Annotated in this window: 13 protein-coding genes, 1 tRNA gene and 1 riboswitch; of the genes, 8 read left to right on the top strand and 6 right to left on the bottom strand. The window is 71.8% G+C overall.

The genetic code is table 11. The features are described from left to right. Positions 1–38 precede the first annotated feature (38 nt). Entirely contained in the window at positions 39–2,093 is a 2,055-nt protein-coding gene (locus SJY14_RS04590) for a protein kinase (RefSeq protein ID WP_396599924.1), read from the bottom strand. A gap of 131 nt (positions 2,094–2,224) precedes the next feature. Here SJY14_RS04590 and SJY14_RS04595 point away from each other — a divergent pair, with 131 nt between their 5' ends. Continuing rightward, positions 2,225–2,410, top strand: a complete 186-nt coding sequence (locus tag SJY14_RS04595) for a PspC domain-containing protein (protein WP_054147120.1) — start codon at positions 2,225–2,227, stop codon at positions 2,408–2,410. A gap of 51 nt (positions 2,411–2,461) precedes the next feature. Here SJY14_RS04595 and SJY14_RS04600 read toward each other — a convergent pair whose 3' ends face one another. After that, entirely contained in the window at positions 2,462–2,938 is a 477-nt protein-coding gene (locus SJY14_RS04600) for a DUF2017 domain-containing protein (RefSeq protein ID WP_396599925.1), read from the bottom strand. After that, entirely contained in the window at positions 2,935–3,240 is a 306-nt protein-coding gene (clpS, locus tag SJY14_RS04605) for an ATP-dependent Clp protease adapter ClpS (protein WP_396599926.1), read from the bottom strand. The genes SJY14_RS04600 and clpS overlap by 4 nt, the downstream gene beginning before the upstream one ends. Positions 3,241–3,300: 60 nt before the next feature. After that, positions 3,301–3,384: riboswitch (ZMP/ZTP riboswitch) on the top strand. 44 nt (positions 3,385–3,428) lie between these two features. On the opposite strand from clpS, the gene glyA reads away from it, so the two are divergent. Then, positions 3,429–4,733 carry a serine hydroxymethyltransferase gene (glyA, locus tag SJY14_RS04610; protein WP_071256565.1) on the top strand — a complete coding sequence of 435 codons (1,305 nt, stop codon included), beginning with the start codon at positions 3,429–3,431 and terminating at the stop codon, positions 4,731–4,733. Further along, the gene (locus tag SJY14_RS04615; protein ID WP_396599927.1) at positions 4,730–5,731 is read left to right on the top strand and encodes a bifunctional methylenetetrahydrofolate dehydrogenase/methenyltetrahydrofolate cyclohydrolase; all 1,002 of its coding nucleotides are present in this window, start codon (positions 4,730–4,732) and stop codon (positions 5,729–5,731) included. The genes glyA and SJY14_RS04615 overlap by 4 nt, the downstream gene beginning before the upstream one ends. Positions 5,732–6,378: 647 nt before the next feature. On the opposite strand, the gene galK is transcribed toward SJY14_RS04615, so the two are convergent. Together galK and galT are read right to left on the bottom strand one after the other, a co-directional pair. After that, the gene (gene galK, locus SJY14_RS04620; protein WP_396599928.1) at positions 6,379–7,584 is read right to left on the bottom strand and encodes a galactokinase; all 1,206 of its coding nucleotides are present in this window, start codon (positions 7,582–7,584) and stop codon (positions 6,379–6,381) included. After that, positions 7,581–8,684: a galactose-1-phosphate uridylyltransferase gene (gene galT, locus SJY14_RS04625; protein WP_054146884.1), complete on the bottom strand. Its 1,104-nt coding sequence runs from the start codon at positions 8,682–8,684 to the stop codon at positions 7,581–7,583. Before galT ends, galK begins: the two co-directional genes overlap by 4 nt. A gap of 79 nt (positions 8,685–8,763) precedes the next feature. Between galT and SJY14_RS04630 the strand changes: the two genes are divergently transcribed. Both SJY14_RS04630 and SJY14_RS04635 read left to right on the top strand, forming a co-directional pair. Then, the gene (locus SJY14_RS04630; RefSeq protein WP_396599929.1) at positions 8,764–9,630 is read left to right on the top strand and encodes a DeoR/GlpR family DNA-binding transcription regulator; all 867 of its coding nucleotides are present in this window, start codon (positions 8,764–8,766) and stop codon (positions 9,628–9,630) included. Positions 9,631–9,702: 72 nt separating this feature from the next. After that, entirely contained in the window at positions 9,703–10,644 is a 942-nt protein-coding gene (locus SJY14_RS04635; RefSeq protein WP_396599930.1) for an aldose 1-epimerase family protein, read from the top strand. Positions 10,645–11,100: 456 nt separating this feature from the next. Here SJY14_RS04635 and SJY14_RS04640 read toward each other — a convergent pair. Then, a tRNA-Lys gene (locus tag SJY14_RS04640) sits at positions 11,101–11,173 on the bottom strand. A 148-nt stretch (positions 11,174–11,321) separates the two neighbouring features. Here SJY14_RS04640 and SJY14_RS04645 point away from each other — a divergent pair. From SJY14_RS04645 to SJY14_RS04655, 3 genes are all read left to right on the top strand, one after another. Then, entirely contained in the window at positions 11,322–11,951 is a 630-nt protein-coding gene (locus SJY14_RS04645; RefSeq protein WP_043597263.1) for a hypothetical protein, read from the top strand. Positions 11,952–12,762: 811 nt separating this feature from the next. Then, complete coding sequence (locus SJY14_RS04650; RefSeq protein ID WP_396600248.1) at positions 12,763–13,359, top strand: sigma-70 family RNA polymerase sigma factor; 597 nt, start codon at positions 12,763–12,765, stop codon at positions 13,357–13,359. Beyond that, positions 13,356–14,288 (top strand): anti-sigma factor domain-containing protein, encoded by a 933-nt coding sequence (locus SJY14_RS04655; RefSeq protein WP_396599931.1) that lies wholly within the window; start codon positions 13,356–13,358, stop codon positions 14,286–14,288. The genes SJY14_RS04650 and SJY14_RS04655 overlap by 4 nt, the downstream gene beginning before the upstream one ends. Positions 14,289–14,376: the final 88 nt, after the last annotated feature.

The raw sequence follows: 14,376 nt of genomic DNA on the forward strand, positions 1-14,376 counted from the left end.
GTTCACCGCGCCGTCGTTCGTCGGGTGAGCCCCGCGGGTCACTCGCGGGTCGTGATGCCGAACGTCGGGCTCTCGAGGTTCGTGAAGTTGCCGACCGTCGCGCGCAGCACGCATTGCGGGGCGACCGACAACGCGGTGACGACCAGGCCGTCGGACGAGACGGCCAGCGCTCCCGAGCAGCCGTCCGAGAACCGGACGCCGCTCTCGCCGCCGGCCACGTCGGTCAGCATCGTGGACGGCGACCCCGTGCTCGGGCTCGCGTAGAGCGGGTTGAGCTGGTCGGGGCCGCTCGGCCACACCGGCAGCAGGGTGACGGGCAACGTCGTCTGGCTGACCGTGCGCGACGGGGTCGACACCTGCACGTCGACCAGACGCTGCACCGGGTAGGCCGTCCCGGTCACGGCCGGGTCGGAGACGGCGTCGGCCGTGGCCGTCGAGGCCGTCTGCAGCCACTCGTCGAGCGCGGCGGCGTCGGCGAGCTCGAGCGGCACCGTCGCCTCGACCTCGACCCGGCCGCCCGCGGGCACCTCGAGGTCGGACAACGTCCAGCCACAGGCCACCGTCAACCCCGTCAGCGACGGTTGGTTGCGCGCGGCCGACACCGTGCCCGAGGGCGCGCGCCAGTCGACCGGCGGACAGCTGTCGCCCTCGGTCGCCCCCGGCACGACCTCGAGCAGCGGTCCGCTCAGCGGCGCGGCCTGCGCCGAGTAGGTCACGGTGAGCGTCACCGTCCCGGCGTCGGGATCGGAGGTCGCCGTCCGGCTGACCCCGAGACCGCTCGGCAGGGCGGGGTCCTGTTGGTTCGACCGGGCCGCCTCGGCGCCGGGCCCACCGTCCGGCTTCGGGGCCGACGAGCCGGGCACCAGCACGACGAGCGCGACGACGAGGGCGGCGGCCACCACGATGCCACCGGCACCCCACGCCGCGACGCGGTTGGTCAGCCACTCCGGGCGGTGCCGCAGCAGGGCCTCGACCCGGGTCGTCGGGGGAGCCTCCGTGACCGGAGCGGGGGCGACGACCGGGCGGCGGAGGGGCCGCACGACGGTCGCCGAGCCGTTCGTGCCCAGGTCGGGGCGCGCCTCCTGGTCCGCGGCTTCGCCGTCGCGGGGTGCGTGGTCGTCTCGACCCGCGCCTCCGTCGGGGGAGTCCGGGCCGGTTCCGGCGACGGAGCCGGCCGCGGCACCACGCACGATCGTGGCCGGTCGCTCGATCTCGTCGAAGCCGTCCGGGGCGGTCGCCCGGGGGAGGGCGGCCAGACCCGCATGGGCCTTCGTCAGCCGACGGAGGCGCGCGGCGGCGACCGGGGCGGCCGGTCGGGCGGACGGGTCCTTCGCGAGCATCGCCTCGACCGCGGCCCAGACGTCGTCGGGCACGTCGATGCGGGGCGGGCTCGAGGTCACGTGCCGGTAGGCGATCGAGAAGTCGGTGCCGGGGCCGGCGAAGGGCGTGCGGCCGGCGAGCAGCTCGTAGAGCATCACCCCGGTCGCGTACACGTCGCCCGCGGGCCCGGATCGACCCGTGCTGATCAGCTCGGGGGCCATGTACTGCGGGGTGCCGAGCAGCCCCGTCGTCTGGCGGTCGCGCTCGCCGACCACCGAGGCGATGCCGAAGTCGGTCACGCGCACCGCACCGGTCAGCCCGGGACGCCAGGTCTCGGCGAGCAGCACGTTGTCGGGCTTGACGTCGCGGTGCGAGACGTCGAGGGCGTGGGCCGCGGCGAGGGCGTCGAGCACCTCGGCGGCGACGGTGAGGGCGTCGGCGGCGGCCAGGGGGCCGTCGGCCGCGACCACGTCGCCGACCGAGCCGCCGGGCACGAGGTCCATGACGATGGCCAGGCGCTCGCCTTCGACCACGAGGTCGCGGACGCGCACGATGCCGGGATGGCGCAGCGAGACGAGCACGGAGCGTTCCCGCACGAAGCGTTCGACCAGGCCGGGATCGGCCGCGTGCTCGGGCTTGAGCAGCTTGGCGGCGACCTCGTCGACGTCGGGCGCGACCGTCGCGCGCCAGACCTCGCCGGCGGCGCCCGACCCGATCAGCTCGACCAGACGGTACGACGCGCCGAGGGCGTCACCGGACCGCGACTGCGCCACTGCTTCCCCTTGCCTCGACACGACGACGGGGCCGACCTGTCTGCCCCCGGCATCATCCTAGGGCGGCGGCCGCGAGCCGTCCGGCCGCGGCTCCCGGGCGTCGGGCAGGCGTGGCTGGCATGCTCGGGGGCATGGCCTCCCTCACTCGTCCCCGCCGCGGCAAGATCATCGCCGGAGTCTGCGCCGCCCTCGCGAACCGCTTCGGCATCAGCGCCTTCCTGGTGCGGCTGATCTTCGTGCTGTCGATCATCCTGCCCGGGCCGCAGGTGCTCGTGTACCTCGTGCTCTGGGTCGTGTTCCCGAAGGAGAACCGCTAGCCCCTCGCGACTCGAGGTCGCGCGTCGCGCGTCGGAACGCAGGGCGCCGGGTCAGCCCTTGGGCAGGGACCGCAGCAGCGCCTCCTGCAGGTAGCCCAGCCAGTCGAAGACGTGGCCCATCGCCTGCAGCTGCCGGTCGCCGCTCGCAGGGACGCCGTCACCCGTGACCCCGAGGCGCTCGCCGAGGGTCAGGCGCAGGTCGTTCAGGGTGCGCAGCCACGACTGTTGCGCGACACGGTCGAGCGTCGAGCCCGGTTCGCCGAGCACCGCCAGCACCGCGCGGCCGTTCTCGAGCTTGCGCCGTGTCAGGTCGTCGGCCGTGAACCGTCGGAACTCGGCGGCCGCCTCGGCGTCGTCGCGGTACGCCGCCGGCAGGAGGCGCGCCAGGGCCGGATCGCCCTCGTCCCCGTTCTCGAGCAGCGACACCAGTTGGCCGACCAGGTCGGTGAGCAGCGCCCGCTCGTCGGCGTCGAGCCGCACGCGGATCTCGTCGCCGCCCCGCGGGCGGACGAACGGCACGAGCGTCACGCCTCGTCCTGCTTCGCGAGGGTCGCCCAGAGGCCGTAGTCGTGCATCGCCTCGACGTGGCGCTCCATCTCTTCGCGGTTGCCCGTGGCGACGACCGCACGGCCCTCGGTGTGCACGCGCATCATCAGGCGTTTCGCCTCGGCCCGGCCGAAGCCGAAGTAGGTCTCGAAGACGTGGGTGACGTAGGTCATCAGGTTGACCGGGTCGTCCCAGACGAGCGTCACCCAGGGGGTGTCGGGCGAGGTCAGGAGGCGCGGGTCGGCCTCCGTTCCCGTGCGGGTGTCGTCGAGGGTGAGGCTCACCCGTCCAGGGTGTCACACGGTCGCCGAGCGGGTTCCCGCTCGGAGGTCGTCTTGTTATGCTGGGCGGGTCGCGACTGGCGTTCAGATGGTCACCATCGGGGAGCGACTGACACACGAGCGTGGCCGTACGCCTGGGCCACGACATCCGACCCCCGTCCGTCCCGTGTGCCAAGGAGTCCTCCGTGACCATCTCCGACCAGACCGCCGCTTCGTCCGCCGAGTCGACCGACCGCCAGCCGTCGACCTTCAACCAGCCGCTCTCGGTCGTCGACCCCGAGATCGCCGCCGTCCTCGAGCAAGAGCTCGGGCGCCAGCGCGACTACCTCGAGATGATCGCGTCCGAGAACTTCGTGCCGCGAGCCGTCCTCGAGTCGCAGGGCTCGGTGCTGACCAACAAATACGCCGAGGGCTACCCGGGTCGCCGCTACTACGGCGGCTGCGAGTTCGTCGACGTCGCCGAGAACCTCGCCATCGAGCGCGCCAAGTCGCTGTTCGGCGCCGACTTCGCCAACGTGCAGCCCCACTCGGGCGCCCAGGCGAACGCCGCCGTGCTCGCCGCGATCGCCGACATCGGCGACACGATCCTCGGCCTCGAGCTGTCGCACGGCGGTCACCTGACCCACGGCATGAAGCTCAACTTCTCGGGCAAGATGTACAAGGCCGTGGCCTACGAGGTCGACCCCGAGACCTACCTGATCGACATGGACGTGGTCCGTCGCCAGGCGATCGAGCACCAGCCCAAGGTCATCATCGCCGGCTGGTCGGCCTACCCCCGTCAGCTCGACTTCGCGGCCTTCCGCGCCATCGCCGACGAGGTGGGCGCCTACCTCTGGGTCGACATGGCGCACTTCGCCGGCCTCGTCGCCGCGGGCCTGCACCCGTCGCCCCTGCCGCACGCGCACGTCGTCTCGTCGACCGTGCACAAGACCCTCGCGGGTCCTCGCTCGGGCGTGATCCTCTCGAACCACGAGCCGCTGTTCAAGAAGCTCAACTCGGCCGTGTTCCCCGGTCAGCAGGGCGGCCCGCTGATGCACGTCATCGCGGCCAAGGCGACGGCGTTCAAGCTCGCCGCCGAGCCCGAGTTCAAGGACCGTCAAGAGCGCACCATCCGCGGCGCCCAGGCTCTGGCCGCCCGTCTGACGGCCGCCGACGCCAAGGCCGCCGGGGTCGACGTGCTCACCGGTGGCACGGACGTGCACCTGGTGCTCGTCGACCTGCGCGCCAGCGAGGTCGACGGCAAGCAGGCCGAGAACCTGCTGCACGACGTCGGCATCACAGTGAACCGCAACTCGGTGCCGTGGGACCCTCGCCCGCCGATGGTCACCTCGGGCGTGCGCATCGGCACGTCGGCGCTCGCCACCCGCGGCTTCTCGGACGACGAGTTCGCCGAGGTCGCCGACATCATCGCGCTCACGCTGATGCCGTCGCCCGACATCGAGGCCCTCGCGGCCCGTGTCAAGGCACTGACCGACGCGTTCCCGCTCTACGCGTGAGCGCTGACGTCACGGCCGGGGCTCCGATGGGCGTCGAGGTCGAGGCGGGCGTCGGGGTCGAAGCCTCGTCACGGGGTGCGGTGGGCGTCGAGCGCACCCGTTTCGTCGCCGGCGACGACTCGTCCGCGGTGAAGATCGACGGCACGGCTCTGGCGGCTGCCGTCAAGGACGACCTGCGCCTCCGGGTGGACGCCCTGAAGGCCCGCGGCATCGCGCCGGGGCTCGGCACGATCCTGGTCGGGGCGAACCCCGGCTCGTTGTCGTACGTCGCGGGCAAGCACCGTGACTGCGCCGAGGTCGGCATCGAGTCGATCCGCATCGACCTGCCCGACACGGCGACGGAGGCCGAGATCCGTCAGGCCGTCCTGACGATGAACGCCGACCCCGCGGTCACCGCGTTCATCATCCAGCTGCCGCTGCCCGCCGGGATCGACCCCACGGCGATGCTCGAGTTGATGGACCCGGCCAAGGACGCCGACGGCCTGCACCCGGTCAACCTCGGCGAGCTCGTGCTGGCGGTGCCGGGTGGCAAGGGCTCGATCGACACGCCCCTGCCGTGCACGCCGCGCGGAATCGTCGAGATGTTGCACGCCTACGACATCCCGATCGCGGGGACCCACGTCACGATCATCGGGCAGGGGCTGACGGTGGGGCGCCCGCTCGGGCTGCTGCTGACCCGTCTCGAGGCGACGGCGACGCTGACGCACTCGCGGACGGTCGACGTGGCCGCCGAGGTGCGCCGGGCCGACATCGTCGTGGCCGCTGCCGGGGTCGCCGGGCTGGTCAAGCCGGACTGGGTGAAGCCCGGAGCCGCCGTGATCGACGTCGGCATCACCCGCGTGCTGAACGAAGAGACCGGCAAGTACAAGCTCCGCGGAGACGTCGACCCCGCGGTCGCCGCGGTGGCGGGCTTCCAGTCGCCCGTGCCGGGTGGGGTCGGACCGATGACCCGGGCCATGCTGCTGAAGAACGTGGTCGAGGCCGCCGAGCGCCCCTGACGCCCCCGCTTCACCCACCACGCCAGAAGATGGGCACAGCGCCAGGTTTTCCCCTGGTGCTGTGCCCATCTCGTGGTGCGGTGTTCATCCCGTGGTGCCGGGCTCGTCGCGTGGTGCTGTGGGCGACTCGTGGTGCAGTCGTCATCCCCGTCGTGCTGGGTCGGGGGCGTGCCCTCATTCCGCCACGAACTAAAGATGCCGCCATGCAATCGTGTGGCGGGGTGTTTACCTCGTGGCGGGGAACGCCGCCGCTGCCCCACCACGCCAGAAGATGGGCACAGCGCCAGGTTTTCCCCTGGTGCTGTGCCCATCGCATGGTGTTGTGACCGTCTCGTGGTGCTGGGCTCGTCGCGTGGTGCGGTGTTCATCCCGTGGTGCGGTTGGAGTCCGCGTGGTGCTGCGTCGAGGTCGTGCCCTCATCCCGCCACGAACTAAACAAGCCGCCACCTGATGTCGTGGCGGGGTGTTTACCTCGTGGCGGGGAACGCCGCCGCTGCCCCACCACGCCAGAAGATGGGCACAGCGCCAGGTTTTCCCGTGGTGCTGTGCCCATCTCGTGGTGCGGTGGCCGTCTCGTGGTGCTGTGCCCATCTCGTGGTGCGGTGCCCGTCTCGTGGTGCGGTGCCCGTCTCGGGGGCAGCGTCGCGTCAGGCGTCGCGGCGGGCGCCCTCGGCGGCGTGCACGGTGAACACGGTCGGAGCCGTGTAGCCGGCCTCGGCGAAGGCGGCGACGATCGCGGCCTCGACGTCGGCACGGGCTTCGGTGGGGACGAGCGCGATGGCCGACCCGCCGAAACCGCCACCCGTCATGCGGGCGCCGACGGCACCGGTGGCCTGGGCGGTGGCGACGGCCAGGTCGAGCTCGGGCACCGAGATCTCGAAGTCGTCGCGCATCGAGACGTGCGAGGCGTCGAGCAGGTGGCCGATCGAGCGCGGGCCGTCGGTGCGCAACGTGCGGACGGTGTCGAGCACGCGCTGGTTCTCGGTGACGACGTGGCGGACGCGACGGAAGGTCTCGTCGTCGAGCAGCTCTTCGGCCCGACCGAGGTCGTCGGCGTCGAGGTCGCGCAGGGAGTCGACGCCGAGGGTGGCGGCGCCCTTCTCGCACGACGTGCGGCGCTCGACGTAGCCGCCGGTGGCGTGCGCGTGTTCGACGTGGGTGTCGACGACGAGCACCTCGAGGCCGGCGGCGGCGAAGCCGAGGTCGACGACGTCGGCGTCGAGGCTGCGGCAGTCGAGGAACACCCCTGAGTCGGCCTTGCCGAGCAGTGACGCGGACTGGTCCATGATGCCCGTCGGGGCGCCGACGACCTCGTTCTCGGCGAGTTGTCCGACCGCGGCCAGGGCCGAGCGGTTGACGTCGAGCGACCAGAGCTCGGCGAAGGCCACGGCCACCGAGCACTCGAGTGCGGCGGACGACGAGAGTCCGGCACCGACGGGCACCTCGGACTCGACGAACAGGTCGAGGCCCGGGACGCCCGACAGGTCGATAGTCGAGAGGTCGCCCCCGGCCGCGGCGAACGCGGGGGAGTCGGCCCGGTCGGGCGCGACCGACAACGCCCAGGCGATGCCGAGGGCGTAGGCCGACCAGCCCGACATCGAGGCCGGGTCGAGGTCGTCGAGCGACACCTCGTGCACACCGCCCTCGAACGACGAGGCAACGCGCAGCAGGCGGTCGTCACGGCGGCCGACCGTGACGGTGGTGCGACGGTCGATGGCGAAGGGCAGCACGAAGCCGTCGTTGTAGTCGGTGTGCTCGCCGATGAGGTTCACGCGGCCCGGGGCGGACCAGCGCCCGGCGACCTCGGTGTCGAAGACCTCGCTGAAGCCCTGGGGAGTGGTGGTGTCGGTCATGATCGCTCGATCGCCTCTCGGATTCGGTCGGCCTGCACCTCGGGGACGAGGTCGCCCACCCAGGCTCCCATCGCCGCCTCGGAGCCTGCCAGGAACTTCAACTTGCTCTCGGCCCGACGAGGCGAGGTGATCTGCAGCATCAGGCGGACGGTGTCGCGGCCGACGCCGACGGGGGCCTGGTGCCAGGCGGCGATGTAGGGCGTCGGGTCGTCGTACAGGCCGTCGACACCGCGCAGGAGGCGCCGGTACATGACCGCGAGCTCGTCGCGTTCGTCGTCGGTCAGCGCCGCGAAGTCGGGGGCGTGGCGGTGCGGCAGCAGGTGGATCTCGATCGGCCAGCGCGCGGCGAACGGCACGAAGGCCGTGAAGTGCTCGCCCGCGAGGACGACGCGCGGGCCGGAGCGTTCGCGGTCGAGCAGGTCGGCGAACAGGGTCGGGCCGTACGTCTCGATGCTGTCGAGCAGTCGGGTCGTGCGCGGTGTGACGTAGGGGTAGGCGTAGATCTGGCCGTGCGGGTGGTGCAGGGTGACGCCGATGGCCTGGCCGCGGTTCTCGAACGGGAACACCTGCTGGATGCCGGGCAGGGCCGACAGGGCGGCCGTGCGGTCGGCCCAGGCCTCGACCACCGTGCGGGCGCGCGACTCGCTCAGGTCGGCGAACGACCCGTGGGTCTCGGGGCTGAAACAGACGACCTCGCACCGGCCGACGCTGCGGAGGGTGCGTTCGAGGCCGATGCGGGTCAGGTCGTCGAGGCCCTCGGGGGCGTCGTCGCTCTCGAGCAGCGGCCCGAACGACGGCGAACGGTTCTCGAAGACGGCGACGTCGTAGACGTCGGGGATCTCGGACGGGTTCGTCTCGCTGGCCGGCGCCAGCGGGTCGAGCTCGGCCGGGGGCAGGAACACGCGGTTCTGCCGCGACGCGGCGATCGAGACCCACTCGCCGGTGAGGACGTCCTGTCGCATGGTCGCCGTGTCGGGACGCGGGTCGAGCGTACGGGCGTCGACGCGTCGCTCGGCCGTGAGCGTGGTGTCGGCGTCGTCGAAGTAGATGAGTTCGCGACCGTCGGACAGGACCGTCGCGCGTTTCGTGATGGACGACATCGCGCCTCCTTCAGTTCGGGGCACTCGCGACCACGATTTGCAGTTGCGAAAGTACGTGAAAGCATACGAAACTAGCCGGGTGAACGGCAACTCGACCCCGCCCCCGGTGCCGCAGTCCGCGCCGCTGCCGGGCGAGCGGCGTCGCGACCGCATCGCCGACCTCGTCGGGCGTCGCGGGTTCGTCCGCACGGCCGAGCTGGCGCGCGAGTTCCGGCTGTCCGAGGTGACGATCCGCACCGACCTCGAGAGCCTCGCGGCCGACGGTCTGCTCTCGCGAGTGCACGGCGGGGCGCTGTCCGTCGACCGGCCCGCCGAGCGACCGTTCGAAGAAGAGAGCTCGGTCTCGACCGAGGCCAAGCGGGCCATCGGGGTCGAGGCCGCGTCGCTCGTGCGCTCGGGCGACTGCGTCGTGCTCGACGTCGGCACGACGACCACGCAGATCGCGTTGGCCCTGCTCGAGCGGCACGACCTCGAGGGGGTCGTGGTCGTGACGAACGGCCTCACCATCGCGCTCGCGCTCGAGCAGGCGGTGCCGCGGTTCACCGTGATCGTGTCGGGCGGCACCTTGCGACCGCTGCAGCACTCGCTGGTCAATCCACTGGCGACGAGCGTGTTCGCGAGCGTGACGGCCGATCTGGCGTTCATCGGCTGCACCGGCGTCCACGCGACCCACGGCGTGACCAACGTCAACCTGCCCGAGACCGACCTCAAGCGCCTCATGACCCAGACGGCCCGGCGGTCGTTCATCGTGGCCGACGGCAGCAAGCTCGGCGAGGCCCACCTGGGCGTCATCGGGCCGCTCGAGACCTTCGAGGGGCTCGTCACGGCGGGCGCCGACGACGGTGCCGTCGCCGAGCTGCGTCGAGCCGGCCTCGCCGTCGTGACCGCAGGAGGCGCGGGCGAGGTCGACGCGCCTCCTCGCGACCCGGCCCCCTCGCGTCCCTGAGTCCAGGGGTCCTCACCACGGGGCCGCACGAGATCCCGGACGCCGCCGACACTCGAGAGCAAGACTGGAACGATGACGACGAGCAACCCGACCGGAGAGCAGTACGACCTCACCCTCGAGCACGAGGGGCACCACGTCACGGGTGTCGTCACGCAGGTGGCGGCGGGCATCCGCGCGCTGGCCGTCGACGGCGTCGCCCTGACCGAGACGTTCGGCGCCGACGAGGCGCCGCCCTCGGCCTGCGGCATCACGCTCGTGCCCTGGCCGAACCGCGTCGCCGGCGGCCGGTGGTCGCTCGACGGGCGCGAGCAGCAGCTCGACCTCACCGAGCCGGCCAAGGGCAACGCCAGCCACGGGCTGCTGCGGTACACGGCCTACCGGGTGGTCGAGCGCGAGCCCCACGCCGTGACGCTCGGGGCGACGGTGTTCCCGCAACACGGCTATCCCTTCCAGCTCGACACGACCGTGCGGCACGAGCTCGTCGCGGACGGCATGGTCGTCACGCACACGATCACGAACGTCGGCTCCGACCGGGCCCCGTTCGCCGTCGGGTCGCACCCGTTCTTCCGGGTGGGCGACCACGACCCGGCGACGCTGATCGTCACGCTGGCGGCGGCGACGCGGTACGAGACGGATGAGGCGAGCATCCCGGTCGGCACGTCACCCGTGGCGGGTACCGAGTTCGACCTGTCGCAGGGGCCGCGCCTGGGCGACCTCGACCTCGACACGGGCTACCGCGACGTCGAGCCCGACGCCGACGGCGTGCGCACGACGACGTTCACGGCCCCCGACGGTTCGGCGACCGAGCTCTGGCAGGACGCCTCGTTCGAGTACGTGCAGGTGTTCACGCCCCGCAACTTCCCCCGTGATGGCGTGAAGGGGCTGGCCGTCGCCGCCGAGCCGATGACGGCACCGGCCAACGCGCTGGCCTCGGGGGAGGGTCTGCGCTGGCTCGACCCGGGCGAGACCTGGACGGGCAGCTGGGGTGTGCGGTACCGGGCGACCGGCGTCTAGCGGCCCTTTCCGTGGTGGACCGGCGAGCGCATTGTCCGGATTGCGCGAAGCTGGGACCGGTCGGCGTGCGTCCGCGTACCGTTCACTGCTGTCTCCCCAGGGCCCCCCTGACCCTGACGTACCCCGTAGCGACCCAGACGGCTTGCCCGACACCTGTCGCGGGGAGGCAGAGCGCCCCTCCCGGCCCGAACCGGAGGGGCGCTTTCTCTCGTCCTCGACAGAAAAGCCGACACCTGACGTCTTGAGGGCGTATGTTCTGCGCGTACCAGGTGGGTGGGACCCACCTGAAATCGGGGGACAGGATTCGGGTTCAGTCTCTCGTGGTGGGGCCGCCGCATTCGGGTGCGACGTCGGCCCCGCCTTCCCGGGTGGCGGGAAGCCGCCTCTGGAGTCGCGGGAACGCGGGCTCGAAAGCCGGACGATGTCGAACATCGCAGGGACTGCGACGGATACAGGTGGGCCCCGTGGGGCTCGAACCCACGACCCGCGGATTAAAAGTCCGATGCTCTACCAACTGAGCTAGAGGCCCGTGCGCGTCCAGTTTACGGGATGCCGCGCCTCCCGGTCGCCAGGCCGACCCGCGCCTCCTCGGTGGAGCCGGCGTCGCCGGGTGCCGACCGTGGTGCCGTGGGCGAACGTCCGGCTCGGTGTCGGTGGTCGCGCCTATCGTGGGTCCGGTGCCGAGACCATTCCACCGCCCGACCCAGTTCTCGGGGTCCGAGTTCGAAGCCTTCCAGGGCGGAGACGACCCCGCGACGATGAACCGCGTCGCCCACGAGTCGGCCTCGGCCCTCGTCGCCCGCGTCAAGCACGACCCGAGCCCCGAGATCCTCGACCGGCTCGTCACCTTCACCGACCAGCACGGCATCGACGCGGTCGCCGAGTTGTGGGCACGGGCCAGCCCGCACAGCCTGCCCGGCGCCCTGTGGCGCATCTACCTCGTGCGGGCCGTCATTCGGCAGAACCCGGTCGAGGTCACCCAGCTCTTCGAGCGCGGGGTCGAGGTCGCCACCACGATCGACCCGGTCGTCGCCGGGGCCCCGGCGCCGGCCAGCCCGGAAGAGATCCTCGAGCTCGCCGACCTGATCCTCCGCGGCGTCTTCGTCGGGGACTTCGCCATCGCGCTCGAGCGAGGTGCCGCGTTCTGCCGCCTCGCCGCCGCCGGAGCCACTTCGGTCGCCGACGACCAGGACGCCGCCGGGTCCGACCGCGCCGGCGAACTCACGCGCCGCGCGCTGCGCTTCAGCGAACTCGGGGTCGACCTCGTCGCCTGCGCCCACCTGTGGCGCGACGACAGCCTCGACTGATCGACGCTCAGCGCGTGTCCTGATCCCGAGCCGGGCTGCAGGCGATCGGGCGGGCTCGACACGCGCGGACCCGTGCGGCGTTCGCACGACGCGAACTCGTCGGACCGCTCGGCCCGAGACGGGTAAAGTCTCTCTGGTCGGGCCGCAGTAACCCCGGGCTCCAAATTTAGCCGCTTCGAGCGGCCTCGCGCCGAGAGGCGTTTCTGCGGTCCGGCACCTCTTCCTCCCGAGACGAGCTCTCGGTCGAGAGCTGGCGTGACGACCGACCGTCGCCCTCCTCGTGACGCGACCCGCGCCTCCTCGTCCCGTCCGGGTGCGCTCGCGCGGCTTCGCCCACGTTGTGCACATCGCGACAACCGGCCAGTGTTCGACGGCTGCGACGGGAAAGTGAGCGGCGCGTACGGGCCCGGATGTCGGGTTCGGCGCGCCTCACGGTCCGCCGCCGGTCGGGTTCGGCCCGGAGCACCGACCGGGCGACACGACCACACGCGAATGTTCGCCCAATCCGCCCGGCCCCCGGTGCCGAACCATCTACGTGAGGGATCCACGATCCCCCGCCGACACCCGTCCTCCCTAAGTTTCGGGCGTCGGCGGTCTGGTCTCCCTGCGATGCACCGGACCTGAACGCCATCCCAGACGGCCGCATCGCAGGGGGTCCCGCCCGCACCACGAACACTGCACCACGAACACCGCACCACGAACACGGCACAACGAACACCGCACCACGAAGCACCACCCGCCCCACATCACGATCCGCCCCGGATCGCGAGCCACGAACCGACGAACAGTGCGACCGGAGGTGAACCCTGACATGCTCGAACTCGTGACCCGAGAGACAGAGACGCCCGAGACCGGGCACACCCCGTCGACTCCCGACGAACTGTTGCCGCGAGTCGCACAGGGCGACCAGGCCGCCTTCGCCGCGCTGTACGACCAGACGGCGCCCCGCGTGCTCGGCCTGGTGAAGCGGCTGCTCAAAGACCACGCCCAGTCCGAAGAGGTGACCCAAGAGGTCTTCCTCGAGATCTGGCAGAACGCCACGCGCTTCGACTCCACCCGGGGCAGCGCCGCCAGCTGGATGCTCACGATGGCGCACCGCCGGGCCGTCGACCGCATCCGCGCCTCCCAGGCCGGTCGTGACCGTGACCTGAAGATCGGCGTGCGCGACCTCGAGACCGACTACGACTCGGTCACCGAGTCCGTCGAGATCCGCATCGAGCACGAGCGGGTCGAGCGGGCACTCGGACGCCTCACCGAACTGCAACGGCAGGCGGTGAAGCTCGCCTACTACGGCGGCCTCAGCCACAGCGAGGTCGCGAAACTGTTGGACGTGCCGATCGGCACGGTCAAGACCAGACTGCGCGACGGCATGATCCGTCTGCGCGACGAGATGGGGGTGGCTTCGTGACCGACCACGACGAGCCCACGCGAAACCGCCACGCGGACGACGCGGGCACCACGAACGTCGACACCGACAACCTGTCCGGTGCCTACGTGCTCGACGCATTGAGCGACGACGAACGACACGCGTTCGAGGCCCTCCTCGACGACACATCAGACCAGCACGACGACACCAGGACGGAGGTGGCCGAATTGAGAGAGACCGCATTGTTGCTCGCCCACGCGGCCCGGCCCGTCACCCCGTCGGCCGAGCTCCGCGCCAGCGTGCTCGACCTCATCGCGTCGACGCCGCAACGGGCGCCGCTCACGGCGACGGCCCCGACGGCAGACCACGACATCGCGACGACCGCAGGAGGCGCGGGTGACGACGACCACGAACGTCGCGTCGAGCGCACTCCCGCCCCCGAGATGGAGCCCAGCGAGTCCGAGGGTGCCCGCGTGCTCACACCGACCGGGGCCGCGCACCGTCGCTGGTTCACGCGTCCCGTCGCCGTCCTCGGTGCGGCCGCCGCGGCTGCCGCGCTCTTCTTCGGCGGTGGAGCCCTCGTCGAGGGCCTCGGTCAGTCCGGCCAGCAGCAAGAGCAGCAGGCCTCCGGCATCGACGAGATCTACGCCGCGAGCGACTTCCAGCGCTCGGTGGCCGACGTCAGCACCGGGGGCAAGGCGACACTCATCTGGTCGAACGAACTCGGTCGCTCGGCCGTCGTCGTCGACGGGATGACCTCGCTGCCCGGCGACCAGACCTACGAGCTCTGGTACATCAACGACGACGGCGCCGTGCCCGCGGGCACCTTCGACGCCTCGTCGAACGCCCCGGCCACGCACGTGCTCAAGGGCGAGATGAACGCAGGCGACACGGTCGGCATCACGGTCGAGCCCGCGGGTGGATCGTCGTCGCCGACCAGCGACCCGGTCGTCGCGATCCCCAGCGCCTGACCCGGCACGCCTGACCCGACCCGCCTGACCTGCCACCACACGCGAGAGGCGGTCCACCACCCGGTGGACCGCCTCTTCTCGTGCCCGC

The organism is Frigoribacterium sp. R86507 (assembly GCF_044597695.1).
Taxonomy (GTDB): Bacteria; Actinomycetota; Actinomycetes; order Actinomycetales; family Microbacteriaceae; genus Frigoribacterium.

Bases quoted from the DNA above. Each gene is read 5' to 3' on its own strand.
- SJY14_RS04650 (WP_396600248.1), top strand. From the start codon at position 12,763: ATGCTCGAACTCGTGACCCGAGAGACAGAGACGCCCGAGACCGGGCAC.
- galT (WP_054146884.1), bottom strand. From the start codon at position 8,684: ATGTCGTCCATCACGAAACGCGCGACGGTCCTGTCCGACGGTCGCGAA.
- SJY14_RS04635 (WP_396599930.1), top strand. From the start codon at position 9,703: ATGACGACGAGCAACCCGACCGGAGAGCAGTACGACCTCACCCTCGAG.
- SJY14_RS04595 (WP_054147120.1), top strand. From the start codon at position 2,225: ATGGCCTCCCTCACTCGTCCCCGCCGCGGCAAGATCATCGCCGGAGTC.
- galK (WP_396599928.1), bottom strand. From the start codon at position 7,584: ATGACCGACACCACCACTCCCCAGGGCTTCAGCGAGGTCTTCGACACC.